Origin of the sequence: Flavobacterium sp., assembly GCF_043779715.1 — a bacterium.
GTDB lineage: Bacteria > Bacteroidota > Bacteroidia > Flavobacteriales > Flavobacteriaceae > Flavobacterium.
In genome coordinates this window covers 13,249-33,437 of record NZ_JAYWDT010000217.1, presented here as the reverse complement: position 1 = coordinate 33,437, position 20,189 = coordinate 13,249, and the positions used below count along the sequence as shown (strand labels likewise).

The 20,189-nt window shown below is 32.6% G+C and carries 17 protein-coding genes; 12 read left to right on the top strand and 5 right to left on the bottom strand.

The features are described from left to right. The 11 genes from ACH2BG_RS10620 to ACH2BG_RS10570 form a co-directional block, all read left to right on the top strand. The coding region (locus ACH2BG_RS10620) for an ABC-F family ATP-binding cassette domain-containing protein (RefSeq protein ID WP_395047669.1) at positions 1-1,400 on the top strand (1,400 nt) is incomplete at its 5' end. Positions 1,401-1,510: 110 nt separating this feature from the next. Beyond that, on the top strand, positions 1,511-2,290 hold the full coding sequence (locus ACH2BG_RS10615; RefSeq protein ID WP_395047668.1) for an O-methyltransferase: 780 nt from the start codon (positions 1,511-1,513) through the stop codon (positions 2,288-2,290). An 84-nt stretch (positions 2,291-2,374) separates the two neighbouring features. Continuing rightward, the gene (locus tag ACH2BG_RS10610; protein ID WP_395047667.1) at positions 2,375-3,061 is read left to right on the top strand and encodes an ABC transporter ATP-binding protein; all 687 of its coding nucleotides are present in this window, start codon (positions 2,375-2,377) and stop codon (positions 3,059-3,061) included. 84 nt (positions 3,062-3,145) lie between these two features. Then, positions 3,146-3,715: a cob(I)yrinic acid a,c-diamide adenosyltransferase gene (locus tag ACH2BG_RS10605; RefSeq protein WP_395047666.1), complete on the top strand. Its 570-nt coding sequence runs from the start codon at positions 3,146-3,148 to the stop codon at positions 3,713-3,715. A 147-nt stretch (positions 3,716-3,862) separates the two neighbouring features. Continuing rightward, complete coding sequence (locus ACH2BG_RS10600; protein WP_395047665.1) at positions 3,863-4,084, top strand: DUF2795 domain-containing protein; 222 nt, start codon at positions 3,863-3,865, stop codon at positions 4,082-4,084. A gap of 76 nt (positions 4,085-4,160) precedes the next feature. Next, positions 4,161-7,505: a preprotein translocase subunit SecA gene (gene secA / locus ACH2BG_RS10595; RefSeq protein WP_395047664.1), complete on the top strand. Its 3,345-nt coding sequence runs from the start codon at positions 4,161-4,163 to the stop codon at positions 7,503-7,505. A gap of 113 nt (positions 7,506-7,618) precedes the next feature. Next, positions 7,619-7,987, top strand: coding sequence for a hypothetical protein (locus tag ACH2BG_RS10590; protein ID WP_395047663.1), 369 nt, complete (start codon positions 7,619-7,621; stop codon positions 7,985-7,987). A gap of 93 nt (positions 7,988-8,080) precedes the next feature. After that, complete coding sequence (locus ACH2BG_RS10585; protein ID WP_395047662.1) at positions 8,081-10,273, top strand: TonB-dependent receptor; 2,193 nt, start codon at positions 8,081-8,083, stop codon at positions 10,271-10,273. Positions 10,274-10,391: 118 nt separating this feature from the next. Further along, positions 10,392-10,766, top strand: coding sequence for a hypothetical protein (locus ACH2BG_RS10580; RefSeq protein WP_395047661.1), 375 nt, complete (start codon positions 10,392-10,394; stop codon positions 10,764-10,766). Between the two features lie 80 nt (positions 10,767-10,846). After that, positions 10,847-11,929 carry a PepSY domain-containing protein gene (locus ACH2BG_RS10575; RefSeq protein WP_395047660.1) on the top strand — a complete coding sequence of 361 codons (1,083 nt, stop codon included), beginning with the start codon at positions 10,847-10,849 and terminating at the stop codon, positions 11,927-11,929. Between the two features lie 254 nt (positions 11,930-12,183). After that, on the top strand, positions 12,184-12,573 hold the full coding sequence (locus tag ACH2BG_RS10570; protein WP_395047659.1) for a hypothetical protein: 390 nt from the start codon (positions 12,184-12,186) through the stop codon (positions 12,571-12,573). A gap of 6 nt (positions 12,574-12,579) precedes the next feature. On the opposite strand, the gene ACH2BG_RS10565 is transcribed toward ACH2BG_RS10570, so the two are convergent. Both ACH2BG_RS10565 and ACH2BG_RS10560 read right to left on the bottom strand, forming a co-directional pair. Then, positions 12,580-13,977, bottom strand: a complete 1,398-nt coding sequence (locus tag ACH2BG_RS10565) for an FAD-binding oxidoreductase (protein ID WP_395047658.1) — start codon at positions 13,975-13,977, stop codon at positions 12,580-12,582. 206 nt (positions 13,978-14,183) lie between these two features. Beyond that, complete coding sequence (locus ACH2BG_RS10560; RefSeq protein ID WP_395047657.1) at positions 14,184-15,398, bottom strand: MFS transporter; 1,215 nt, start codon at positions 15,396-15,398, stop codon at positions 14,184-14,186. Positions 15,399-15,508: 110 nt separating this feature from the next. Between ACH2BG_RS10560 and meaB the strand changes: the two genes are divergently transcribed. Continuing rightward, the gene (gene meaB / locus ACH2BG_RS10555) at positions 15,509-16,600 is read left to right on the top strand and encodes a methylmalonyl Co-A mutase-associated GTPase MeaB (protein WP_395047656.1); all 1,092 of its coding nucleotides are present in this window, start codon (positions 15,509-15,511) and stop codon (positions 16,598-16,600) included. Positions 16,601-16,602: 2 nt separating this feature from the next. On the opposite strand, the gene ACH2BG_RS10550 is transcribed toward meaB, so the two are convergent. From ACH2BG_RS10550 to ACH2BG_RS10540, 3 genes are all read right to left on the bottom strand, one after another. Then, positions 16,603-16,833, bottom strand: coding sequence for a hypothetical protein (locus ACH2BG_RS10550; RefSeq protein ID WP_395047655.1), 231 nt, complete (start codon positions 16,831-16,833; stop codon positions 16,603-16,605). A gap of 13 nt (positions 16,834-16,846) precedes the next feature. Next, entirely contained in the window at positions 16,847-18,247 is a 1,401-nt protein-coding gene (locus tag ACH2BG_RS10545) for an MATE family efflux transporter (protein ID WP_395047654.1), read from the bottom strand. 100 nt (positions 18,248-18,347) lie between these two features. Then, complete coding sequence (locus ACH2BG_RS10540) at positions 18,348-20,126, bottom strand: cytochrome-c peroxidase (protein WP_395047653.1); 1,779 nt, start codon at positions 20,124-20,126, stop codon at positions 18,348-18,350. Between the last annotated feature and the right edge of the window lie 63 nt (positions 20,127-20,189).

Genomic DNA, 20,189 nt, shown 5'->3' with positions numbered 1-20,189 from the left:
GACAAAAAAAACGTCTTTCTCTGGCTATCATTCTTATAAGTCGTCCCGATTTATTGATTTTGGATGAACCTACCAATCACTTGGATTTAGAGATGATTGAATGGCTCGAAAGTTATTTTGCCAAAGAAAATATCACCTTATTTATGGTTACCCACGACCGTTTTTTTTTAGAGCGTGTTTGCAACGAAATTATTGAACTCGACAACGGGAAATTATACCAATATAAAGGTAATTATTCTTATTATTTAGAGAAAAAAGAAGAACGACTTACCTCAGAAAATTCAAGTATAGACAAAGCTCAAAATTTGTTTATAAAAGAATTGGCTTGGATGCGTCGTCAGCCAAAAGCGAGAACTACAAAATCGAAATCCCGTCAAGATGATTTTTATTTAATAAAAGAGAAAGCAGAAAGTCGAAGAAAAGACAATGTTGTAGAGCTCGAAATAAACATGGAGCGTATGGGAAGCAAGATTATTGAGCTTCACAAGATTTCTAAAAAATTTAACGATCATGTTATTTTAGATAATTTTAGTTACGATTTTCAACGTGGTGCCAGAATTGGAATTATTGGAAAAAATGGTACAGGAAAATCGACTTTTTTAAATTTATTGACAGGTACAATTCCTTTAGATGGCGGAAAAGTAGTAGTTGGAGAAACCATTAAAATTGGATATTACACTCAAAGTGGTATCAATCCAAAACCTGGACAACGCGTTATAGATGTTATTAAGGAATATGGTGAATATATCCCGTTGATGAAAGGGAAAATTATTTCGGCATCTCAATTACTAGAACGTTTTCTTTTTGACAGTAAAAAGCAATACGATTTTGTAGAAAAACTGAGTGGAGGCGAACTAAAACGTTTGTATTTGTGTACGGTTTTAATCCAGAATCCTAATTTTTTGATTCTTGATGAGCCAACCAATGATTTGGATATTGTAACCTTAAATGTGTTAGAAAGTTTTCTTTTAGATTTCCCTGGTTGCTTGCTAGTTGTTTCTCACGACCGTTATTTTATGGATAAAATCGTAGATCATTTATTTGTATTTAGAGGTCAAGGAGAAATTGAAAATTTTCCAGGAAATTATTCAGATTTCCGTGCTTATGAAGACAGTGCTGATGTGGCTCAAAAAGAAGAAAACAAAGCGGAAAAGAAAGATTGGAAACAAAATAATCCAACAGGAAATTTGACTTTCAATGAGCAAAAAGAATATCAAAAAATAGAGAAAGAAATCAAAGATTTAGAAGTTCAAAAAATCGCAATAGAACAATTATTTTCTGAAGGAAAAGTCGCTGATGCTGATATCTCTTCTAAAGCCAAAGAGTTAGAAAATATTATTAATAAAATGGAAGATAAAGAAGAACGTTGGTTTGAATTATCTGCAAAAATTGAAGGGTAACTATTACACAAAGATTCACAGAGTTTACACGGAGATTCGCAAAGAAAATATCTAAAAAAACTTTGTGAATCTCTTTTTTATCTTTGCAAATCTCTGTGAAACAATAAAATATGTTACATATTGTAAAATCATACATCAAATTCCTCTGGAACTCCAAAAACGAACATGGTGTGCATTCGCCATTTGTATTTGATTTGGTTACAAAATGTTTTTATGACAAATCTTCAAAACCACAATATTTACTTCTAAAGAAATACAGAAACTCACTTTTAGAAAATAAAAATACAATTGAAGTGGCGGATCTCGGAGCTGGCTCAAGAGTTTTTAAATCCAATACACGTCAAATATCTAAAATTGCAAAAACAGCTGGAATTACTTCAAAAAGAGCCGAATTATTGTTTAGAATTGCCCAATATTTTCAGCCAAATTCGATTTTAGAAATTGGAACTTCTTTAGGCTTGGCAACTTCTGCCCTATCGTTAGTAAATGAAAATGCAAAAATTATTACTTTAGAAGGATGTCCAAATACAATGGCAATTGCAAAAAATCAATTGCAATTACAAAATTGCAAAAATATTGAATTTGTAAATACAGAATTTTCAAGTTATCTAAAATCTTTCGACTTTCGACTTTCGACTTTCGACTTAATCTATTTCGATGGCAATCATTCTAAAACAGCAACTTTAGATTATTTCGAACTTTTATTACCAACAATTACAAACAATTCTATTTGGATTTTCGATGACATACATTGGTCACAAGATATGGAAGAAGCATGGGAAATCATCAAAAACCATGAAAAAGTAAAAGTCACCATTGATACTTTTCAATGGGGAATTGTATTTTTTAGAGAAGAACAGGAAAAAGAACATTTTGTGACTAGAATATAAAAAGTGTAACATAATCCTAAAATTTTAGTCTAATACATCAAGTTATACCTTAAACTTTTTAACTTTAGACTTTAAACTAAAAAAATGGCAAATCCATTAATCAAAATAACCAACATCAAACGAGATTTTGTTCTCGGAAGTGAAATCATCAATGTCCTAAAAGGCATCGATTTACAAATAAACAAAGGCGAATATGTAGCGCTCATGGGACCGTCAGGTTCTGGAAAATCAACATTAATGAATCTTTTGGGTTGTTTAGACACACCAACTTCTGGGACTTATATTCTGAATAATAAAGATGTTTCACAGATGATTGATGATGAATTGGCAGAAATTCGTAACAAAGAAATAGGTTTTGTTTTTCAAACTTTCAACCTCTTGCCAAGAACGACTGCTTTAGACAATGTCGCTTTACCAATGATTTATGCAGGATTTTCAAAATCTGAACGCAATATTCGTGCCACCGAAGTACTCGAGCAAGTAAATTTAGGAGATAGAATGGACCACCAACCCAACCAACTTTCGGGAGGACAAAGACAAAGAGTTGCTATTGCTAGAGCATTGGTAAACAAACCATCAATCATTCTTGCTGATGAACCAACGGGGAATTTAGACAGTAAAACATCGGAAGAAATAATGAAACTTTTTGGTGAAATTCATGCCAACGGAAATACCGTAATCCTTGTTACTCACGAAGAAGAAATCGCAGCGCACGCTCATAGAATCATTCGTTTACGTGATGGATTAATTGAAAGCGACACTACAAAATAGTTAATTTGTGGATTTGGATATTCGTTTATTCGATTGTCAAATTCACGAATAACCAAATCAACAAATAACCGAATCAACAACAAAATGAAAGTATACACAAAAACTGGAGACAAAGGAACCACAGCACTTTTTGGCGGAACTCGTGTCCCAAAAGACCATATTCGAATAGAAAGTTACGGAACTGTTGATGAATTAAATTCCTATATCGGATTGATTCGTGACCAAGAAATGAATCAACATTATAAAGACATTCTTATCGAAATTCAAGATAGATTATTTACCGTTGGAGCAATACTTGCTACGCCACCTGAAAAAGAAGTAATGAAAAACGGAGAATTACGTCTTCAAAAACTCGGAATCATAGAAAGTGACATCGAATTATTAGAAAACGAAATCGACACTATGGAAGATTCTCTTCCGCAAATGACACATTTTGTGTTACCAGGCGGACATACAACTGTGTCATATTGTCACATTGCTCGCTGCGTTTGCCGTCGTGCCGAGCGATTAGCAGTGCATTTAAGCCATAATGAACCTGTTGCTGACATAGCAATTAAGTATTTGAACCGACTTTCTGACTACCTTTTTGTCTTGGCACGAAAGTTGACCTCAGACTTAAGCGCTGACGAAGTACAATGGATTCCGAGAAAGTGATATTAGATTTATGAATTCCTTTCAAAAATCTGAAATCTAAAATCTGCAATTAAATCACGTTCTTAACTTTATTTAAAAATAAATCAAAAAAAACTTGATTTTTTCAGTAGAAAAATTATTTTTGCATTAAATTAAAATTCAACAAAAATGTATTGGACATTAGAATTAGCATCTTATTTAAGTGATGCACCTTGGCCTGCTACCAAAGACGAATTAATCGACTACGCTATACGAACTGGATCTCCTTTAGAAGTTGTAGAAAACCTACAATCTATCGAAGACGAAGATGAAACATACGAATCGATGGAAGAAATTTGGCCTGATTATCCAACCGACGAAGATTATCTTTGGAACGAGGATGAATATTAGAAATAAAAGCTATTAAAAAAGTCTCTACACGAGACTTTTTTTTGGTTAATTATATAAAATTATAAACAGAATTATTATGAGCTTCATAAACAATATCTTAAAAGTATTTGTAGGCGACAAATCTCAAAAAGACGTCAAGGCTATTCAGCCTATTATAGCTAAAATTAGAGCTTTAGAAAGTAGTTTGAGTAATTTGTCTCACGACGAATTAAGAGCTAAAACGGCGCATTTTAAGGAAATAATTAAAAAAGCACGTTCTGAAAAAGATACTAAAATTGAAAGTTTAAAACTTGAAGTTGAAGCTATTCAGGATATCGACGCTCGTGAAGATGTATATGCACAAATTGACATTCTTGAAAAAGAAGCTTACGAAATTTCTGAAAAAACATTAAACGAAATTCTTCCTGAAGCTTTTGCGGTTATCAAGGAAACAGCTAAACGTTTCAAAGAAAATTCACAAGTTACTGTTACTGCTACTGCAAAAGACAGAGAACTTTCGGCAACAAAATCATATATTAATATTGTTGGAGATACTGCCGTTTGGGCAAATTCTTGGAGCGCTGCAGGGAAAGAAATTACTTGGGACATGATTCACTATGACGTTCAGCTTATAGGTGGAGTTGTATTACACCAAGGAAAAATTTCTGAAATGCAAACTGGGGAAGGTAAAACTTTGGTTGCTACGCTTCCACTTTATTTGAATGCTTTAACTGGAAACGGTGTACATTTAGTAACAGTAAACGACTATTTAGCAAAACGTGATAGCGCTTGGAAAGCACCTTTATTCGAATTTCATGGCCTGTTAGTAGATTGTATCGATTTGCACCAACCAAACTCTGATGCACGTCGTAAAGCCTATGATGCAGATATTACTTACGGAACAAATAACGAATTTGGTTTCGATTATCTTCGTGATAATATGGCACATTCGCCAGAAGATTTGGTTCAAAGAAAACACAATTTTGCAATTGTCGATGAGGTCGATTCTGTATTAATAGATGATGCTCGTACACCATTAATTATTTCTGGTCAAGTTGTAGATGGAGATCGTCATGAATTTACAGAATTGAAACCAAAAATTGACAACTTAGTAAACATTCAACGTCAGTTGGCAAATGGCTTCCTTACCGAAGCAAAACGTTTAATAAAAGAAGGAAATACTAAAGATGGTGGTTTTCAATTATTGAGAGCACATAGAGCATTGCCTAAAAACAAAGCATTAATTAAGTTTTTGAGTGAAGAAGGCATCAAAGCCCTTTTACAAAAAACTGAAAATCAATACATGTCCGATAACAATCGTGAAATGCCAAAAGTAGATGAGGCATTATATTTTGTTATTGAAGAAAAAAACAATCAAGTAGAATTGACAGATAGCGGAATCGAAATCATGTCTAAAGACACAGAAGATACTTTCTTCGTATTACCAGACATTGGAACTGAAATTGCACGTATCGAAAAATTAAATCTTTCGGTTGAAGAACAAGGAGAGCAAAAAGAAAAATTATTTCAAGATTTTAGTGTAAAAAGTGAGCGTATTCACACATTAACACAACTTCTAAAAGCTTATACATTATTTGAAAAAGATACAGAATATGTATTGATGGACAATAAAGTAATGATTGTAGATGAGCAAACTGGTCGTATTATGGATGGTCGTCGTTATTCGGACGGATTACACCAAGCGATTGAAGCTAAAGAAAATGTAAAAATTGAAGACGCAACCCAAACATATGCTACTGTAACTTTGCAAAATTATTTCAGAATGTACAGCAAACTGGCTGGTATGACTGGAACAGCAGTTACTGAAGCAGGTGAGCTTTGGGAAATATACAAACTTGATGTTGTCGAGATTCCTACCAACCGTGGCATGTTACGTATTGACAAAGAAGACTTAATATACCGTTCGGTTCGTGAAAAATTTAATGCAGTTATCGAAGATGTTGTAGAACTTTCTCAATCTGGAAGACCAGTTCTTATTGGTACAACATCGGTAGAAATTTCTGAATTATTAAGCCGAATGCTTAAAATGAGAAACATTCCGCATAATGTTTTGAATGCAAAAATGCACAAGCAAGAAGCACAAATTGTTGAAGAAGCTGGAAAACCTGGCGTTGTAACTATTGCAACCAATATGGCTGGTCGTGGTACCGATATCAAATTAACTCCTGAAGTAAAAGCAGCCGGAGGATTAGCTATTATTGGTACAGAACGTCACGATTCTCGTCGTGTCGATCGTCAGTTACGTGGTCGTGCAGGTCGTCAAGGTGATCCAGGAAGTTCACAATTTTATGTGTCGCTAGAAGACAACTTAATGCGTCTTTTTGGTTCTGACAGAGTTGCTAAAATTATGGACAGAATGGGACTGAAAGAAGGTGAAGTGATTCAGCATTCTATGATGACCAAATCTATAGAACGCGCTCAGAAAAAAGTAGAGGAAAATAACTTTGGAACTCGTAAACGTTTGTTAGAATATGATGATGTTATGAACTCTCAACGTGAAGTTGTTTACAAACGTCGTCGTCACGCATTACATGGTGAGCGTCTAAAACTAGACATTGCCAATATGATGTATGATACTTGCGAAGTGATTGTCGAAAAAAATAAATCAACTGGTGATTTCAAGAATTTTGAATTCGATTTAATTAAAAATTTATCTATCACATCTCCTGTTACTCAAGCAGAATTTGCTAAACTTTCTGATGTAGAATTAACAGGAAAAGCATACAAAGCAGCTTCTGAATATTATGCAGAGAAAAATATTCGTGATGCTCACGAAGCATTTCCCATTATTAGAAACGTATATGAAAATCCAGGTAATAATTTCGAACGTATCATAGTTCCATTTACTGATGGTGTAAAATCGTTGAATGTTGTTACCAATTTGAAAAAAGCTTACGACAGTCAAGGAAAACAGTTGGTTGCAGATTTTGAAAAAAATATCACACTCGCTATTGTTGATGATGCTTGGAAAAAGCATTTACGCAAAATGGACGAAATGAAACAATCTGTTCAACTAGCAGTTCACGAACAAAAAGACCCTTTGCTTATTTATAAATTTGAAGCTTTCAAATTGTTTAAAAATATGTTAGATGGTATCAATAAAGAAGTAATTTCATTCTTATTTAAAGGAGATTTGCCACAACAACAAAATATTCAGGAAGCAACGCACGTTCGTCAGAAAGAAAATTATATCGAAAGTAAAGATGAAATTCTTAACAGCGATGAGCTAGCAGAGCGTAATCATGAAGCTGGACAAACACAACAACGTCAAGTTACAGAAACTATAGTTCGTGATCAACCAAAAATAAATCGTAATGATACAGTTACAATTCAACAAGTTTCTTCAGGAAAAACTGAAGAAATGAAATTCAAAAAAGCAGAAAGTTTATTAGCTTCTGGCGAATGGGTTTTAGTTGACTAATACTTACCAATAATTAAAATTAATCCTCAATTGTAAAAACAGTTGGGGATTTTTTTATGAAATTTCACTTTGATATAAGACTTATCAAAGTTAACTTTGCAAAAATATTTTTTTTGAAATTTTTATTTACCATATTATTATCCGCCGTACTTTTATTTCCATCTTTTGGAAATATGATGGTATATTTTACATTCAAAATAAACCAAGACGAGATTATAAAAACAATTTGTATTCAGCGACAGTTGGTTAATAATACTTGTAATGGTAGTTGTGAACTTCAAAAAAGTTTAAAAAAATTAGATTCAGAAAAAAAATCAGAATCAAGTTTTAAAGAAAATTTTGAATTAGTTTACACGCAATTTGCGCCACAATATGAATTCAATTCAATTTTATTTCTAGAAGATAAGCAGCAAATATTTACACTTATTTCGAATAAACCAACTTCGGTTTCTTTTGCTGTTTTTCATCCACCACTTGTATAATTATAATTTTTAATAATCATTTCAAATTCTTGAAATGCATTTTTTGTTGGTTTCTAATCAACGAAACAAATATTAATGTTTATAATTATAAAAATGAAATCAACGATTCACGAACTCCGCTTACAAAAAAATATAAGTGTGAGTAAAAATATATTTTTCGCCCTAATTATTATTGGGCAATTTTCTTATGCACAAAACAAAATAGCAAAAGACACTACAAAAACCGAACAACACCTAGAAGAAGTGATTGTAACTGCCAATCGTGTTGTAACAAAACGTTCAGAAATTCCAGTTTCGATAAGTAAACTAACTGCAAAAACAATTTCTGAAACCAAACCAACAGGAGTTTACGAAGTCATTAATAAAACTTCGGGAGTACTTATGGTAAACCTTGGGAATGAACAACATGCGATGGCAGTTCGTCAACCTATTTCTTATTCTAGTTATTTTTTATACTTGGAAGATGGTCTGCCAATAAGACCTTTGGGAGTTTTTAATCACAATGCATTATTAGAAATAAATCAGTTTTCACTCAATAATATCGAAGTGGTAAAAGGACCTGTTTCGTCCATTTACGGCCCAGAAGCCATTGGTGGAACTATCAACTTTATAACCCAAAATCCAACATTATACCCAACCTTCAAAGTAGGAATTCAGGCTGATCAATTTGGTTACAAACGAATGCAAGTTGCAGGTGGTGCAACTGTTGGTAAAGTAGGTTTTTATGTTTCTGGCTTAACTTCCGAACAAAAAAATTCTTGGTTAGCGGCGTCAGATTATGATAAAAATAATATCAATTTGCGAATGGATTATGCTATTACTACCAATACAAAACTGATTGGAACTTTCATGCAAGGAAAATATTATTCGCAAACTAGTGGAAGCATTAACGAAGAAACTTTCTATTCTAGAAATTATTCCAGCACAACCGATTTTACTTATCGAAAATCTGACGCTTTACGAACTAGCATAAAATTAAATCACAATTGGAATGATAAATCGGAAAGTTTCATAACCATTTTTCATAGAGACAACAAATTGGGACAAAATCCATCTTATGGAATCCGTTGGACACCTGGACAAACAACTGCTAAAGGAGAAATCAACTCTAACAATTTCAAAAGTTATGGCGTTTTGGCACAACATTCTCAAAAATTTGACTTCTTAAAATCAAATTTAATTATTGGTGGATTATTTGACCGTTCTCCAAACGATTATTATTCGAATCAAATAAACCTAAAAGCGAACTTAAATCCTGGTGGACAATCAGTAAATACCTATGAGAATCTTGGAGAAAATGGAGTAAAATTGGCAAATTATAATGCAATTATAAAAAATTCAGCTGGTTATTTACAATATAGTTTCAATGTTATCGACAAACTAAAATTTACGATTGGAACTCGTTTTGACCAAATGAATTTGACTTATACCAACAATGTTGGGATTGTAGCTTCGGGCGAAAAAGAATACAGCCAACTAACAAGCAAAGTCGGTTTAAACTTTAATCTAAATCGTAATATTGGATTTTATACCAACCTCGCACAAGGATTTGCACCTCCAGGATTAACAGCTATTTTTAGAAAAAAACCAAATACTGGAACAGCAACGGTTCCTGCCGAATTCTATTATAATCTAAGCCCTGCAAAATTCAACAATTACGAAATTGGTGGGTTTTTAAATCTAAAAAAAAACAAATTAACAGTAGATTATGCGGTTTATTATTTACAAGGAAAAAACGAATTATTAAGTATTCGTCAACCTGACAACTCGACCGATTATCAATCAGCAGGAGAAACACAACATAAAGGAATTGAGTTTGGTGTGAATTATATACCAACCCAAGAATGGCATTTTAGAATTGGAGGAACAAATGCAAAACACAAATTTATCGACTTCAAAGTGAGTGATAAAACGACTGATCCAGTGCAAAGATTAGACGGTTTCGAAATGCCATCTGCTCCAAAATGGGTAGGGAATTCGGAGGTGAGTTATTATCCAAAATGGTTGCCGAATTTCAGAACAGCTATCGAATGGCAATATGTTTCGAGCTATTACCAAGACCAAATAAATACTGTAAAATATGGAGGTTACAATTTTTTTAATGCAAGAATTGGTTATACTTATAAAGGCATCGAGATTTACACAAATATTATGAATCTAACAGACAAACTGTATGCTTACAACGTCACTAAAGGAAACAATACCAGCGACAAAGCCACTTATACCGTTTCTGCTCCAAGAACTTTTATGATGGGGATTCAATATAATTTCGATTTAAAAAAATAATTTAAAGGAGCTAGTCCCGATAGCTATCGGGACTAGCTCTCCGCTTTATCTTTTTTGAGGCGAAGAAAAATCGCTTCAAAAAAGGATATCGCTACCATCAGGGCTAAAAAATACTACAATGGAAAAACCTATTTCAAAACAAAATAAATCTAAAAAGAAAGATTCAAAAATCGTCAAAAAAATAAAACAAAACATGTACAAATACCATCGTACATTAGGAATCATTACAATCATTCCAGTTATATTTTGGACACTTTCGGGTATAATGCACCCATTTATGGCACATTTCTTTAAGCCTGAAATTGCACACGAAAAATTGGAAGTAAAACCAATTGACACAACCCAAATCAAGTTTTCATTACAAGAAGTTTTAACTCAAAATAAAATTCAAGAATTTAAAAACTTTAGGATAATATCTTTTCAAAATGTAACTTATTATCAAGTTAAAGAAATAAATATAAATACTATAATACTTCGACTGGAAAAGAATTAGAAAATGGTGACCAGAAATATGCCGAATATTTATCACAATATTTCATAAATGACTCAAAAAGTAAAGTCGAAAAAATAGAGTTGATAACTGAGTTTTCCTCACAATACAAATACATAAATCGCTATTTACCCGTTTACAAACTCACTTTTGCCCGTCATGATGAAATGCAAGTTTATGTAGAAACTTGTTCGAGTAAATTAGCAACTTATAACCCAAAATCTAGGCAAATATTTATTTGGATATTCGACACGTTTCATAATTGGGGATTTATAGATGCTATTGCAAACAACTATTTGCGCATCATTACAATGCTTTTATTCATATCTATAATATTATTTTCGGCGATAAGTGGCATTGTTATCTATGGTTTTATGTGGAAAAAATTTAAAAAAGCAACACCAACAAATTCCGAAGGATTTTTAAGAAAAAACCATCGAACAATTGGGATTATAGTTTCGTTCTTGACTCTAACTTTTGCCTTTAGCGGTGGTTATCACGCCATACAAAAATGGGAACCAAACATTTTGTCAAAAATGATTTATGAACCAATTATCAAAGTTTCAGATATAAAAATTCCATCAACCAAAACAAATGTAGATTGGAACCGTTTAGTCAATCTTTCAATCATCAAATTTAAAAAAGAATTTTACTATCAATGTGATTTATACGATGCGGAGAATGAGAAATGGGAGAAACAATTTGTAAATACAAATACAAATCTCATTGAAAAAAATGTCGAAATTAATTATGCAAAATTTCTAGTTACTAAATTTTCTAAAATGTTAGTAAATCCAACTTCAGATTGTTGTGAAACAGAAAATTCAGAAAGTTTCAATCCGAATTTCATACTAAAAAGCAGTTCTATTCTAACTGATTTTGACAAACGAGAATATGGTTTTGTGAACAAACGGTTGCCCGTTGTAAAACTCGAGTACAATTCTGATGATGATACAACTTATTATATCGAAACTTCAACCTCACGATTGGCAGCAGTTGTAAACAGTAGTACAAGGCGCGAAGGATATTCCTTTGCCATTTTTCATAAATTTTTATTGATGGAATGGGCAGGAAAAAATATTCGTGATTTTATGACCATATTTGCAGCTTTAGGAATTTTGATTGTTAGCATTTTAGGACTAATTTTATTTTTGAAGAAGAAATAATCATTACATTTGATTAAAACCTAAAAAAAATAACCTAAAAATATATTATCATGGCAAAAAGTCAAGACGCAAAGAAAACAGAGAAAAAAGAACCGCTAAAAACGGCAAAGGAAAAGAAGGAAGAAAAAAGAGAAAAGAAAAACAATCCTAAAAGAGATTAAAAAATGTTTAAATCCTCAATTACTAAAAGTGATTGGGGATTTTTTCTTAAAATTAAAAAACAAAAACTACTTTTGTAAAAAATAATTATCAAAATGCCAAATAGTCAAACTTATACCGCCATTTTCAATAAATTTAAAGAAAGCATCAATGATGGAACTTTTGCAAAATTAACACTTGCAAAAACGATAGGAAACACATTATTAATGAATATTTATGTAAGAACAATTATAGAAGACGGTAAACTATTATTGTGTTTAAAATTCAAATTTCAACAAGAAGAAATTATCGAAAATCATGGTATCGATGAAGCTATTTTCATACTAACTCCTTATATAAACAATCCGTTTTTGTCGGTTTTATTGTTTACCACCGAAGCAGATGTTACAATGAAACTAAACAAAAAACGTGTAGCAACTATAACGGAGAAAGCACCAACTTTCAAAAATGCAGATCCTACTTTGTTAGAATTTATGGCTCAATAATTAAAATTAATCTGGGAAAATTTTCCCTGGATTTAAAATGTTATTAGGATCAAAAACAAATTTTATTCTTTCCATGAGTTCTAAATGGGTTTTAGAAAAAGCAATATCCATATAGTTTTTTTGTACTAATCCGATTCCGTGTTCGCCAGACAAAGTTCCTTTTAAGGAAACTGTAAGTTCAAAAATTTCACGAATTCCTCTAGTAACTTGTGTATTCCAATTATCGTCGGTCATGTCGCCTTTGATGATGTTTACGTGGAGATTTCCATCGCCAGCATGACCATAACAAACCGATTTGAATCCGTATTTTACGCCAATTTCTTTGATTCCTGAAAGCAATTTTGGCAATTCATATCTTGGCACAACAGTGTCTTCCTCTTTATAAATAGAATTCGATTTTACTGCTTCTCCAACCGAACGACGCATTTTCCATAAAGCATTTTTCTCATCTTCGGTATCGGCAAAAAGTATTTCATCAATTTGAAATTGTTCGACCACATTCATGATTTTTTCAGCTTCTTGCATGAGAATTTCTGGATAATTCCCGTCGACTTCAATGAGTAAATGCGCTTGAATTTCTGGCTTTACATGAACCGAAATATTTGGATTAAATTTTAAGGTCCAATCAATCGCATCACGTTCCATAAATTCTAAAGCACTTGGCACAATTCCTGCTCTAAAAATAGCCGAAACTGCTTCGCAGGCTTGATTGGCTTGGTAAAAAGGAACCAACATTAATACATTATAATCTACTTTTGGTAGTAACTTCATGACAATTTTGGTAATCACTCCTAAAGTTCCTTCGCTTCCAACCATAAGTTGTGTCAAATTATATCCTGTAGAATTTTTTAAAGTATTTGCACCTGTCCAAATGATTTCACCATTAGGCAAAACAACTTCGAGATTTAGTACATAATCTTTGGTCACGCCATATTTTACAGCTCTTGCGCCACCTGCATTTTCGGCAACATTCCCTCCTATCCAGCAACTTCCTTGACTACTTGGATCTGGCGGATAAAACAACCCTTTTTCATCAACTGCTTCTCTTAGAACTTGCGTGATTACAGCTGGTCCCAATGTAACTTGCAGGTTTTGTTCATCGATATTTAGGATTTTATTAAAACGTTCCATCGACAATCCAATTCCTTGATAAATAGATAAAGCACCTCCGCTTAAACCTGTACGAGCTCCAATTGGTGTTGTTGGGATTTTATATTGGTTTGCTAGTTTTAGGATTTCTGAAACTTCATGAGCATTGGCTGGTTTTACAACTACATTTGGTGGAAAAACATAATCTTCGGTTTCGTCGTGTCCGTAATGATTACGGGTTTCTTCGTCAGTAAAAACGAAAGCTTCTCCTATAATTTGGTTTAACTTTTGAAGTATTTCTGATGTGATTTGCATTTTGTTCTAATTGATAAGTAAAAGTAAATTATTTCACAAAGATTTACAAAGAAGACACAAAGATTCACAAAGTTTTTTAGAACAGAAGTTTAAATTTAAGAGCTAAACCCTAGCCCTGACAGTAGCGGCATCCTTTTGCTTTTTTCCTTTAGAAAAGCAAAAGATATAGCGAATGGCGGGAAATAGCTCCAGATTTCTTTAAAAAATTATACTTTTTTCTTTTTCATATTAGGCAAGAAATAACAAACTACTCCGAAAATTGGTAAGTAGGAGCATATTTGATACACGAAAGTAATCGAGGTATGATCGGCAAGAATCCCGAGTAATGCCGAGCCTAAAGCACCCATTCCGAAGGCAAAACCATAGAAAAGTCCTGAAACCATTCCGAGTTTTTTGGGTAATAATTCCTGTGCATAAACGATGATGGCCGGAAATGCTGAGGAAATGATGATTCCGATAATAATCATGAGCATATCTGTCCAGAAAAGATTAGCATAAGGCAATAGTAATGCAAATGGTGTTGCTCCAAAAACTGAAAACCAAATAATATATTTCCGTCCGAATTTATCTCCTAAAGGTCCGCCAAGTATTGTTCCTAAAGCATAAGCTATCAGGTAAATAAACATGTGATATTGTGCTTGTTGAATGCTTAAATGAAATTTTTCGATGACAAAAAACTGATAATAAGTAGATAGACTTGCCGAATAGAAAAACTTAGTAAAAATTACAAATAGTAAGATGCCAATTGCCATTCTCACCTTTCTGTCTGACAAATCATGTTGCTCTATAAAAAGCCGTTTTTTGTCTAATTTTAATTTTAAATTATCTCTATACCAAAAGGCAATTTTAGAAATTATCATCAATCCCATAGATGAACCTATCAAAAACCAAAGAATATATTTTTGAGAATTTGGCACTACAATTGCAGCGACTAATAATGGAGCAATTGCTGTTCCTAGATTGCCTCCAACTTGAAAAATAGATTGTGCCAATCCTCGTTTTCCGCCCGATGCCATATTAGAAATTCGTGCCGATTCTGGGTGAAAAATAGCTGAACCCAAACCAATAAGCATAACCGAAACGGTTATCCAAGGTAAATTATTAGCATACGAAAGCGAAATAATTCCCAATGAGGAAAAAATCATTCCATAAACTTGGGAAAATGGTTTTGGATATTTGTCTGTATAATAACCTACAAATGGCTGAAAAACAGATGCTGTAAGTTGAAAGGCAAAAGTAATTAATCCGATTTGAGTAAAAGTCAATCCGTAATTTTGTTTCAAAATTGGGTAAACCGATGGAATTATGGCTTGAATTAAATCATTGAGTAAATGCGCAAAACTAATAGAGAAAAGGATTGAAAAAATAGTTTTTTGAACTAAATCGCTTTTATTTTCTAGGATAGTATTTTCTGTAGACACAAGAATTTATTTTTGGTGGTGCAAAAATACTATTTATAGATTTGAAATCGGTCTCATTTATAAATTTTAGCATTTATTTAATTTTTATAGTAATTTTACACAAAGCATAATTGAAATTGAAAAACCAGGATAAAAAATCGGCATTAACAGAAAACCAAGGAATAGAAAGACCTGAGATTATCAGCGCTATTTCTGTTGAGCAAATTCAGCAATTTAGAAAAATTCAGCCTTCATCTGAAGAATTGGTAAACGGAATTTTATCAGGAAACATAACCGCTTTAAGTCGTGCAATTACACTTGTGGAAAGTACAAATATTTCGCATTTAGAAAAAGCTAATGAAGTAATAAATGCTTGTTTGCCTTATGCCAATAAATCTGTAAGAATAGGAATTACAGGAGTTCCTGGAGTGGGAAAAAGTACTTTTATAGAGGCATTTGGTAAATACTTAACTGGTTTAGACAAAAAAGTGGCTGTTTTGGCTGTCGATCCTTCTAGTACTATTTCTCACGGAAGTATTCTAGGCGACAAAACACGAATGGAAGAATTAGTAAAAGACAAAAATGCTTACATAAGACCAAGTGCATCGGGTGAAACGTTAGGTGGTGTGGCTCGGAAAACTCGTGAAACAATAACGCTTTGCGAAGCTGCTGGTTTTGATACGATTATTATTGAAACCGTGGGTGTTGGGCAAAGCGAAACAGCCGTGCATAGCATGGTCGATTTCTTTTTATTATTAAAAATTTCTGGAGCTGGTGATGAGCTACAAGGCATCAAACGCGGTATTATGGAAATGGCCGATGCTATTGTCATTAACAAAGCCGATGGAGATAATATTAGAAAAGCCAATCTCGCAAAAACCGAATTCAATAGGGCTTTGCATTTGTTTCCTGCAAAAAAATCAGGTTGGACACCAACAACTTCGACTTGTAGTGCTATTACTCATGATGGAATTCCTGATGTTTGGAATACGATTTGTGATTTTATAGAACTAACAAAGTCTAATAATTATTTCTTCGAAAAACGAAAAGAACAAAACCAATATTGGATGCTAGAAACGATTAATGAACAATTGAAAACTAATTTTTTCAATCATCCAGAAATTTATAAATTATTAGAAGACAATAAAAAAGCAGTTGCAAATGACGAAATATCACCTTTTGCAGCTGCTCAAATTTTGCTAGAAAAATATTTTAAAAAATAAACTTATTCTTTTTCATAACGTTCCATTTCTTGATCATAGAAAGCGTTTGCTTGTTCTATTAATCCTTCCATTTCGGTATTTAGTTCGGCTTCGTCGAGATCTTCAGCTTCTTCCATAAACTCTACTTCATCATCTTTTAGATTGATAATAAATCGAGGATAATCTAAGTGAATGATAAAAATATCATCCGGAAAATCAGTGTTGTCGCCTAGCAAAAATTTTGGTAATTCCATATTTGTTGTTGATTTATTTATTCGTTGAATCCGTTAATCGGTTATTGATATTAATTAGTTTTTTTGTCAAATTATTAAATCGAATATATAAAAACAGAGCCGCGGCTGTAAGGCCTGCTAATAATCCTATCCAGATTCCTGCAGCTTTTAAGTTTGTGTACAATCCTAGATAAAAAGAAATAGGAAAACCCACAACCCAATATGCTACAAAAGTTATATACATTGGGATTTTTACATCTTGCAAGCCTCTCAAAGCACCTAAAACAACGACTTGTATTCCGTCTGATATTTGAAAAACTGCCGCTACTAACAGCAATTGTGCTGCAATAGAAATTACTTCTTTATTGTCTAAAATTTGATTAGAATTTTCCATATCAAGAAATAAATGTGGCAAATAAGTATGAAAAATAATAAAGAATAAAGCAAAAATAATTTCTACAATTATAGCTAACAAAAAGATAGATTTTGCTACTACAACTAGGTTTTTATAATCATTCAATCCTTTCTGGTTACTCACTCTAATCATTGCTGTAACGCTTAATCCCATGGCAAACATAAATGTCATAGTAGCTAATGTTAATGCAATTTGATTTGCCGCTTGACTATTTTTACTGATAGTTCCCGAAAGCCAAATAGCAGCTGTAAACAAAGCTACTTCAAACAACATTTGCATTGCCGAAGGAAATCCTAAATTTACAATTTTTCGTATCATCGATTTTTTTATTTGCTTGAAACTAAAATCTTTGAAATAAATTTTCATTCGTTTGTTATACTTCAATATATAATGCATAAAAACGACCATCATAATTCTAGAAATCACAGTTCCTAAAGCGGCGCCAAGAATCCCCAGTTTAGGAAAAATCCAAATACCATAAATTAAAACATAGTTGAAGAAAATATGTACCACATTTGCCATAAGAATAGCATACATAGAGTATTTCGTTTCAGATAATCCGTCGGCAAATTGCTTGTAACCTTGATAAACAATTACTGGTATTAATGAAAATGCAACCCAGTCGATATAAGGATTAGCCAAATCGACAACCTCTTTTGGTTGATGCATTAAGTGCATGATTGGTTTTGCTAAAACAATCAGAATAAATAAAGCAATTCCTAAAATCGTACACAATAACAAACCATGATGAAAAGCAGAACGAATCTTTTTATCATCTTTTTCGGCATCTGCTTCTGCAATAATTGGCGTAATTGCTGTCGAAAAACCTATCCCTAAAGACATTGCGACGAATATAAAACTATTTCCTAATGAAACAGCTGCCAACTCGGTCGAACCCAGTTTTCCAACCATAATATTGTCGACAATTCCTATTAAGGTATGTCCTAACATTCCTAAAATAACAGGATAAGCTAATTTTATGTTTTCAGGAAACTCTTTTGTATATTGAGAAAAATTCAATTTTATATAATTTTAGGTTGACAAAGATAAATAGAACAATGTCAACTTATAGATTGATTCTTAAATTAATTTTAAAAAATAAATTCAGAACTATTCCCCTTTAGTTTTTAGAATACTTTTTGTCTGTCAGCGTTTTAATAAAAAGAATGAGTTGCTTTTTTTCTAAATTAGTCAAATTCAGTTTATCTTCTGGTAAGGTTTGATTAGAGAGCTTGAAACCCAATCCTTTTCCGCCTGCGTCATTATAAAAATCAATCACTTCTTCTAGAGTCTTGTAAACACCATTATGCATGTATGGTGCAGTTAGGTCTATGTTTCTAATAGTTGGTGTTTTAAAAGAATATCGATGAATATCGGCTTTTGTTAATTCGAATTTACCTAAATCGGTATCCAATTTTTTGTTTTTATCAGGAACACCGAGCACTTCACTTTCTGATTTTTCAAAATGAGGAGGAACTGTACCATTTGTTAATGGTATAAAGTGACAAGTAGCACATTTTGCTTTCCCTGCAAATAAATTAAAGCCTTTTTTCTCGTCCGAATTAAGTATTATTTCGTTTCCTCTCATATACTCATCAAATTTTGAATCATAATGGCTCAACGATCTAATATAAGATGCTAAAGCATTTTTTATTGCAAACTCATCTATTTTTTTTTCAGGAAATGCTTCTTTGAATCGTGTTACATAAATTTTATTTTTACTCAATTTAAAAACAGATTCCTTCAATGATCCGTGCATTTCATTCTTATTGGCAATCACCGCCAAAGCTTGATCTTCAAGATAATTTACTCTCGAATCTAAGAAAAACACTCTCTGGAATGCAATATTAGAAAGTGTTGGTGTATTTCTTTTGACCAAAGATTTTCCGTCAAATGAAATCGCTTTTTCTAAGCCATCGGTAAATGCAGATTCTGGGTGGTGACAAAAAGCACATGAACGACTATTATTACTGGATAAAATAGGGTCATTGAATAATAATTTTCCTAATTCGATTTTCTCGGGTGTTGTTTCATAATCTGGAAATGCTGAAAAAGCTTCTGCATCAAAAGCATTTTCTTCAAATAAAGTTTGAGCAGTCGTTCTTAATCCTCTCATCTCTTTAATAACTGGAATTTTCAAAGCGATTTGCGTTTTGCATATCGATGCGCTTAACGGATTTGCAATTTTTGTAATAAAAAACGCTCTGTTAAAAGTATTAAAATCATTGTGGTTTTTTAGATAGATTTTACCATATTCTATCGTTTTTAAAACGGTTTTAAATGTAATATCATCTAAATTTTCAGCATAAACTTTATAATATTTTTCAATACTTTCAATTGAAGATAAGGCTTCTGGAACAGAATTTTGTGCAATTGGCGAATCAAATCCAGTAATCCCCAAAGTAATGATTCTGAAAACTTCCAATCGCATCGCATCAAAAACATGAGAATCAGTCAATTCATTGGTTTGGGAAACTTTGTCCAATCGTTTTAAGTTAGCCGATAGAATTCCTATTTCTTTCAAAAGTTCATTTTTAGACTCTTTATCATACTCTGGAAAAATAAATTCCTCAATGACTTGAAATCCTTCTGGAGGAACTGTTTTAGCATCGTCTTCTTCAAATTCGGGCAGTGCAGGACCATTTATCGCCTTGGAAACAGCTGGAAAATAATATTCACTTATTATTTCAACCTGCTTATAAGATTGATGTGCCGCCAGAAACCCTTTCTGAATTTGGGATAAGGTTGCATCAGATTGCACCAAATCTTTCAATTTGGACACTTCTTGAATTAACAAACTAATATCCGTTTTAAACAACTCGTTTATTTTTTTGTGCTTGGGTTCGATCTGACAGGAGAAAACCAAAAATAGGATTAAAAAAAGAAAAAACTTTTTCATTGTAATTTTTAACGATTTAGATGATACAAAAACAAAGACCACGATTCCAAAAAAAGAAACCGT

Excerpts from the sequence above, each read along its gene's own strand:
- ACH2BG_RS10615 (WP_395047668.1), top strand. The coding sequence starts at position 1,511 with ATGTTACATATTGTAAAATCATACATCAAATTCCTCTGGAACTCCAAA.
- ACH2BG_RS10610 (WP_395047667.1), top strand. The coding sequence starts at position 2,375 with ATGGCAAATCCATTAATCAAAATAACCAACATCAAACGAGATTTTGTT.
- ACH2BG_RS10605 (WP_395047666.1), top strand. The coding sequence starts at position 3,146 with ATGAAAGTATACACAAAAACTGGAGACAAAGGAACCACAGCACTTTTT.
- ACH2BG_RS10600 (WP_395047665.1), top strand. The coding sequence starts at position 3,863 with ATGTATTGGACATTAGAATTAGCATCTTATTTAAGTGATGCACCTTGG.
- secA (WP_395047664.1), top strand. The coding sequence starts at position 4,161 with ATGAGCTTCATAAACAATATCTTAAAAGTATTTGTAGGCGACAAATCT.
- ACH2BG_RS10585 (WP_395047662.1), top strand. The coding sequence starts at position 8,081 with ATGAAATCAACGATTCACGAACTCCGCTTACAAAAAAATATAAGTGTG.
- ACH2BG_RS10580 (WP_395047661.1), top strand. The coding sequence starts at position 10,392 with ATGGAAAAACCTATTTCAAAACAAAATAAATCTAAAAAGAAAGATTCA.
- ACH2BG_RS10570 (WP_395047659.1), top strand. The coding sequence starts at position 12,184 with ATGCCAAATAGTCAAACTTATACCGCCATTTTCAATAAATTTAAAGAA.
- ACH2BG_RS10565 (WP_395047658.1), bottom strand. The coding sequence starts at position 13,977 with ATGCAAATCACATCAGAAATACTTCAAAAGTTAAACCAAATTATAGGA.
- ACH2BG_RS10550 (WP_395047655.1), bottom strand. The coding sequence starts at position 16,833 with ATGGAATTACCAAAATTTTTGCTAGGCGACAACACTGATTTTCCGGAT.
- ACH2BG_RS10540 (WP_395047653.1), bottom strand. The coding sequence starts at position 20,126 with ATGAAAAAGTTTTTTCTTTTTTTAATCCTATTTTTGGTTTTCTCCTGT.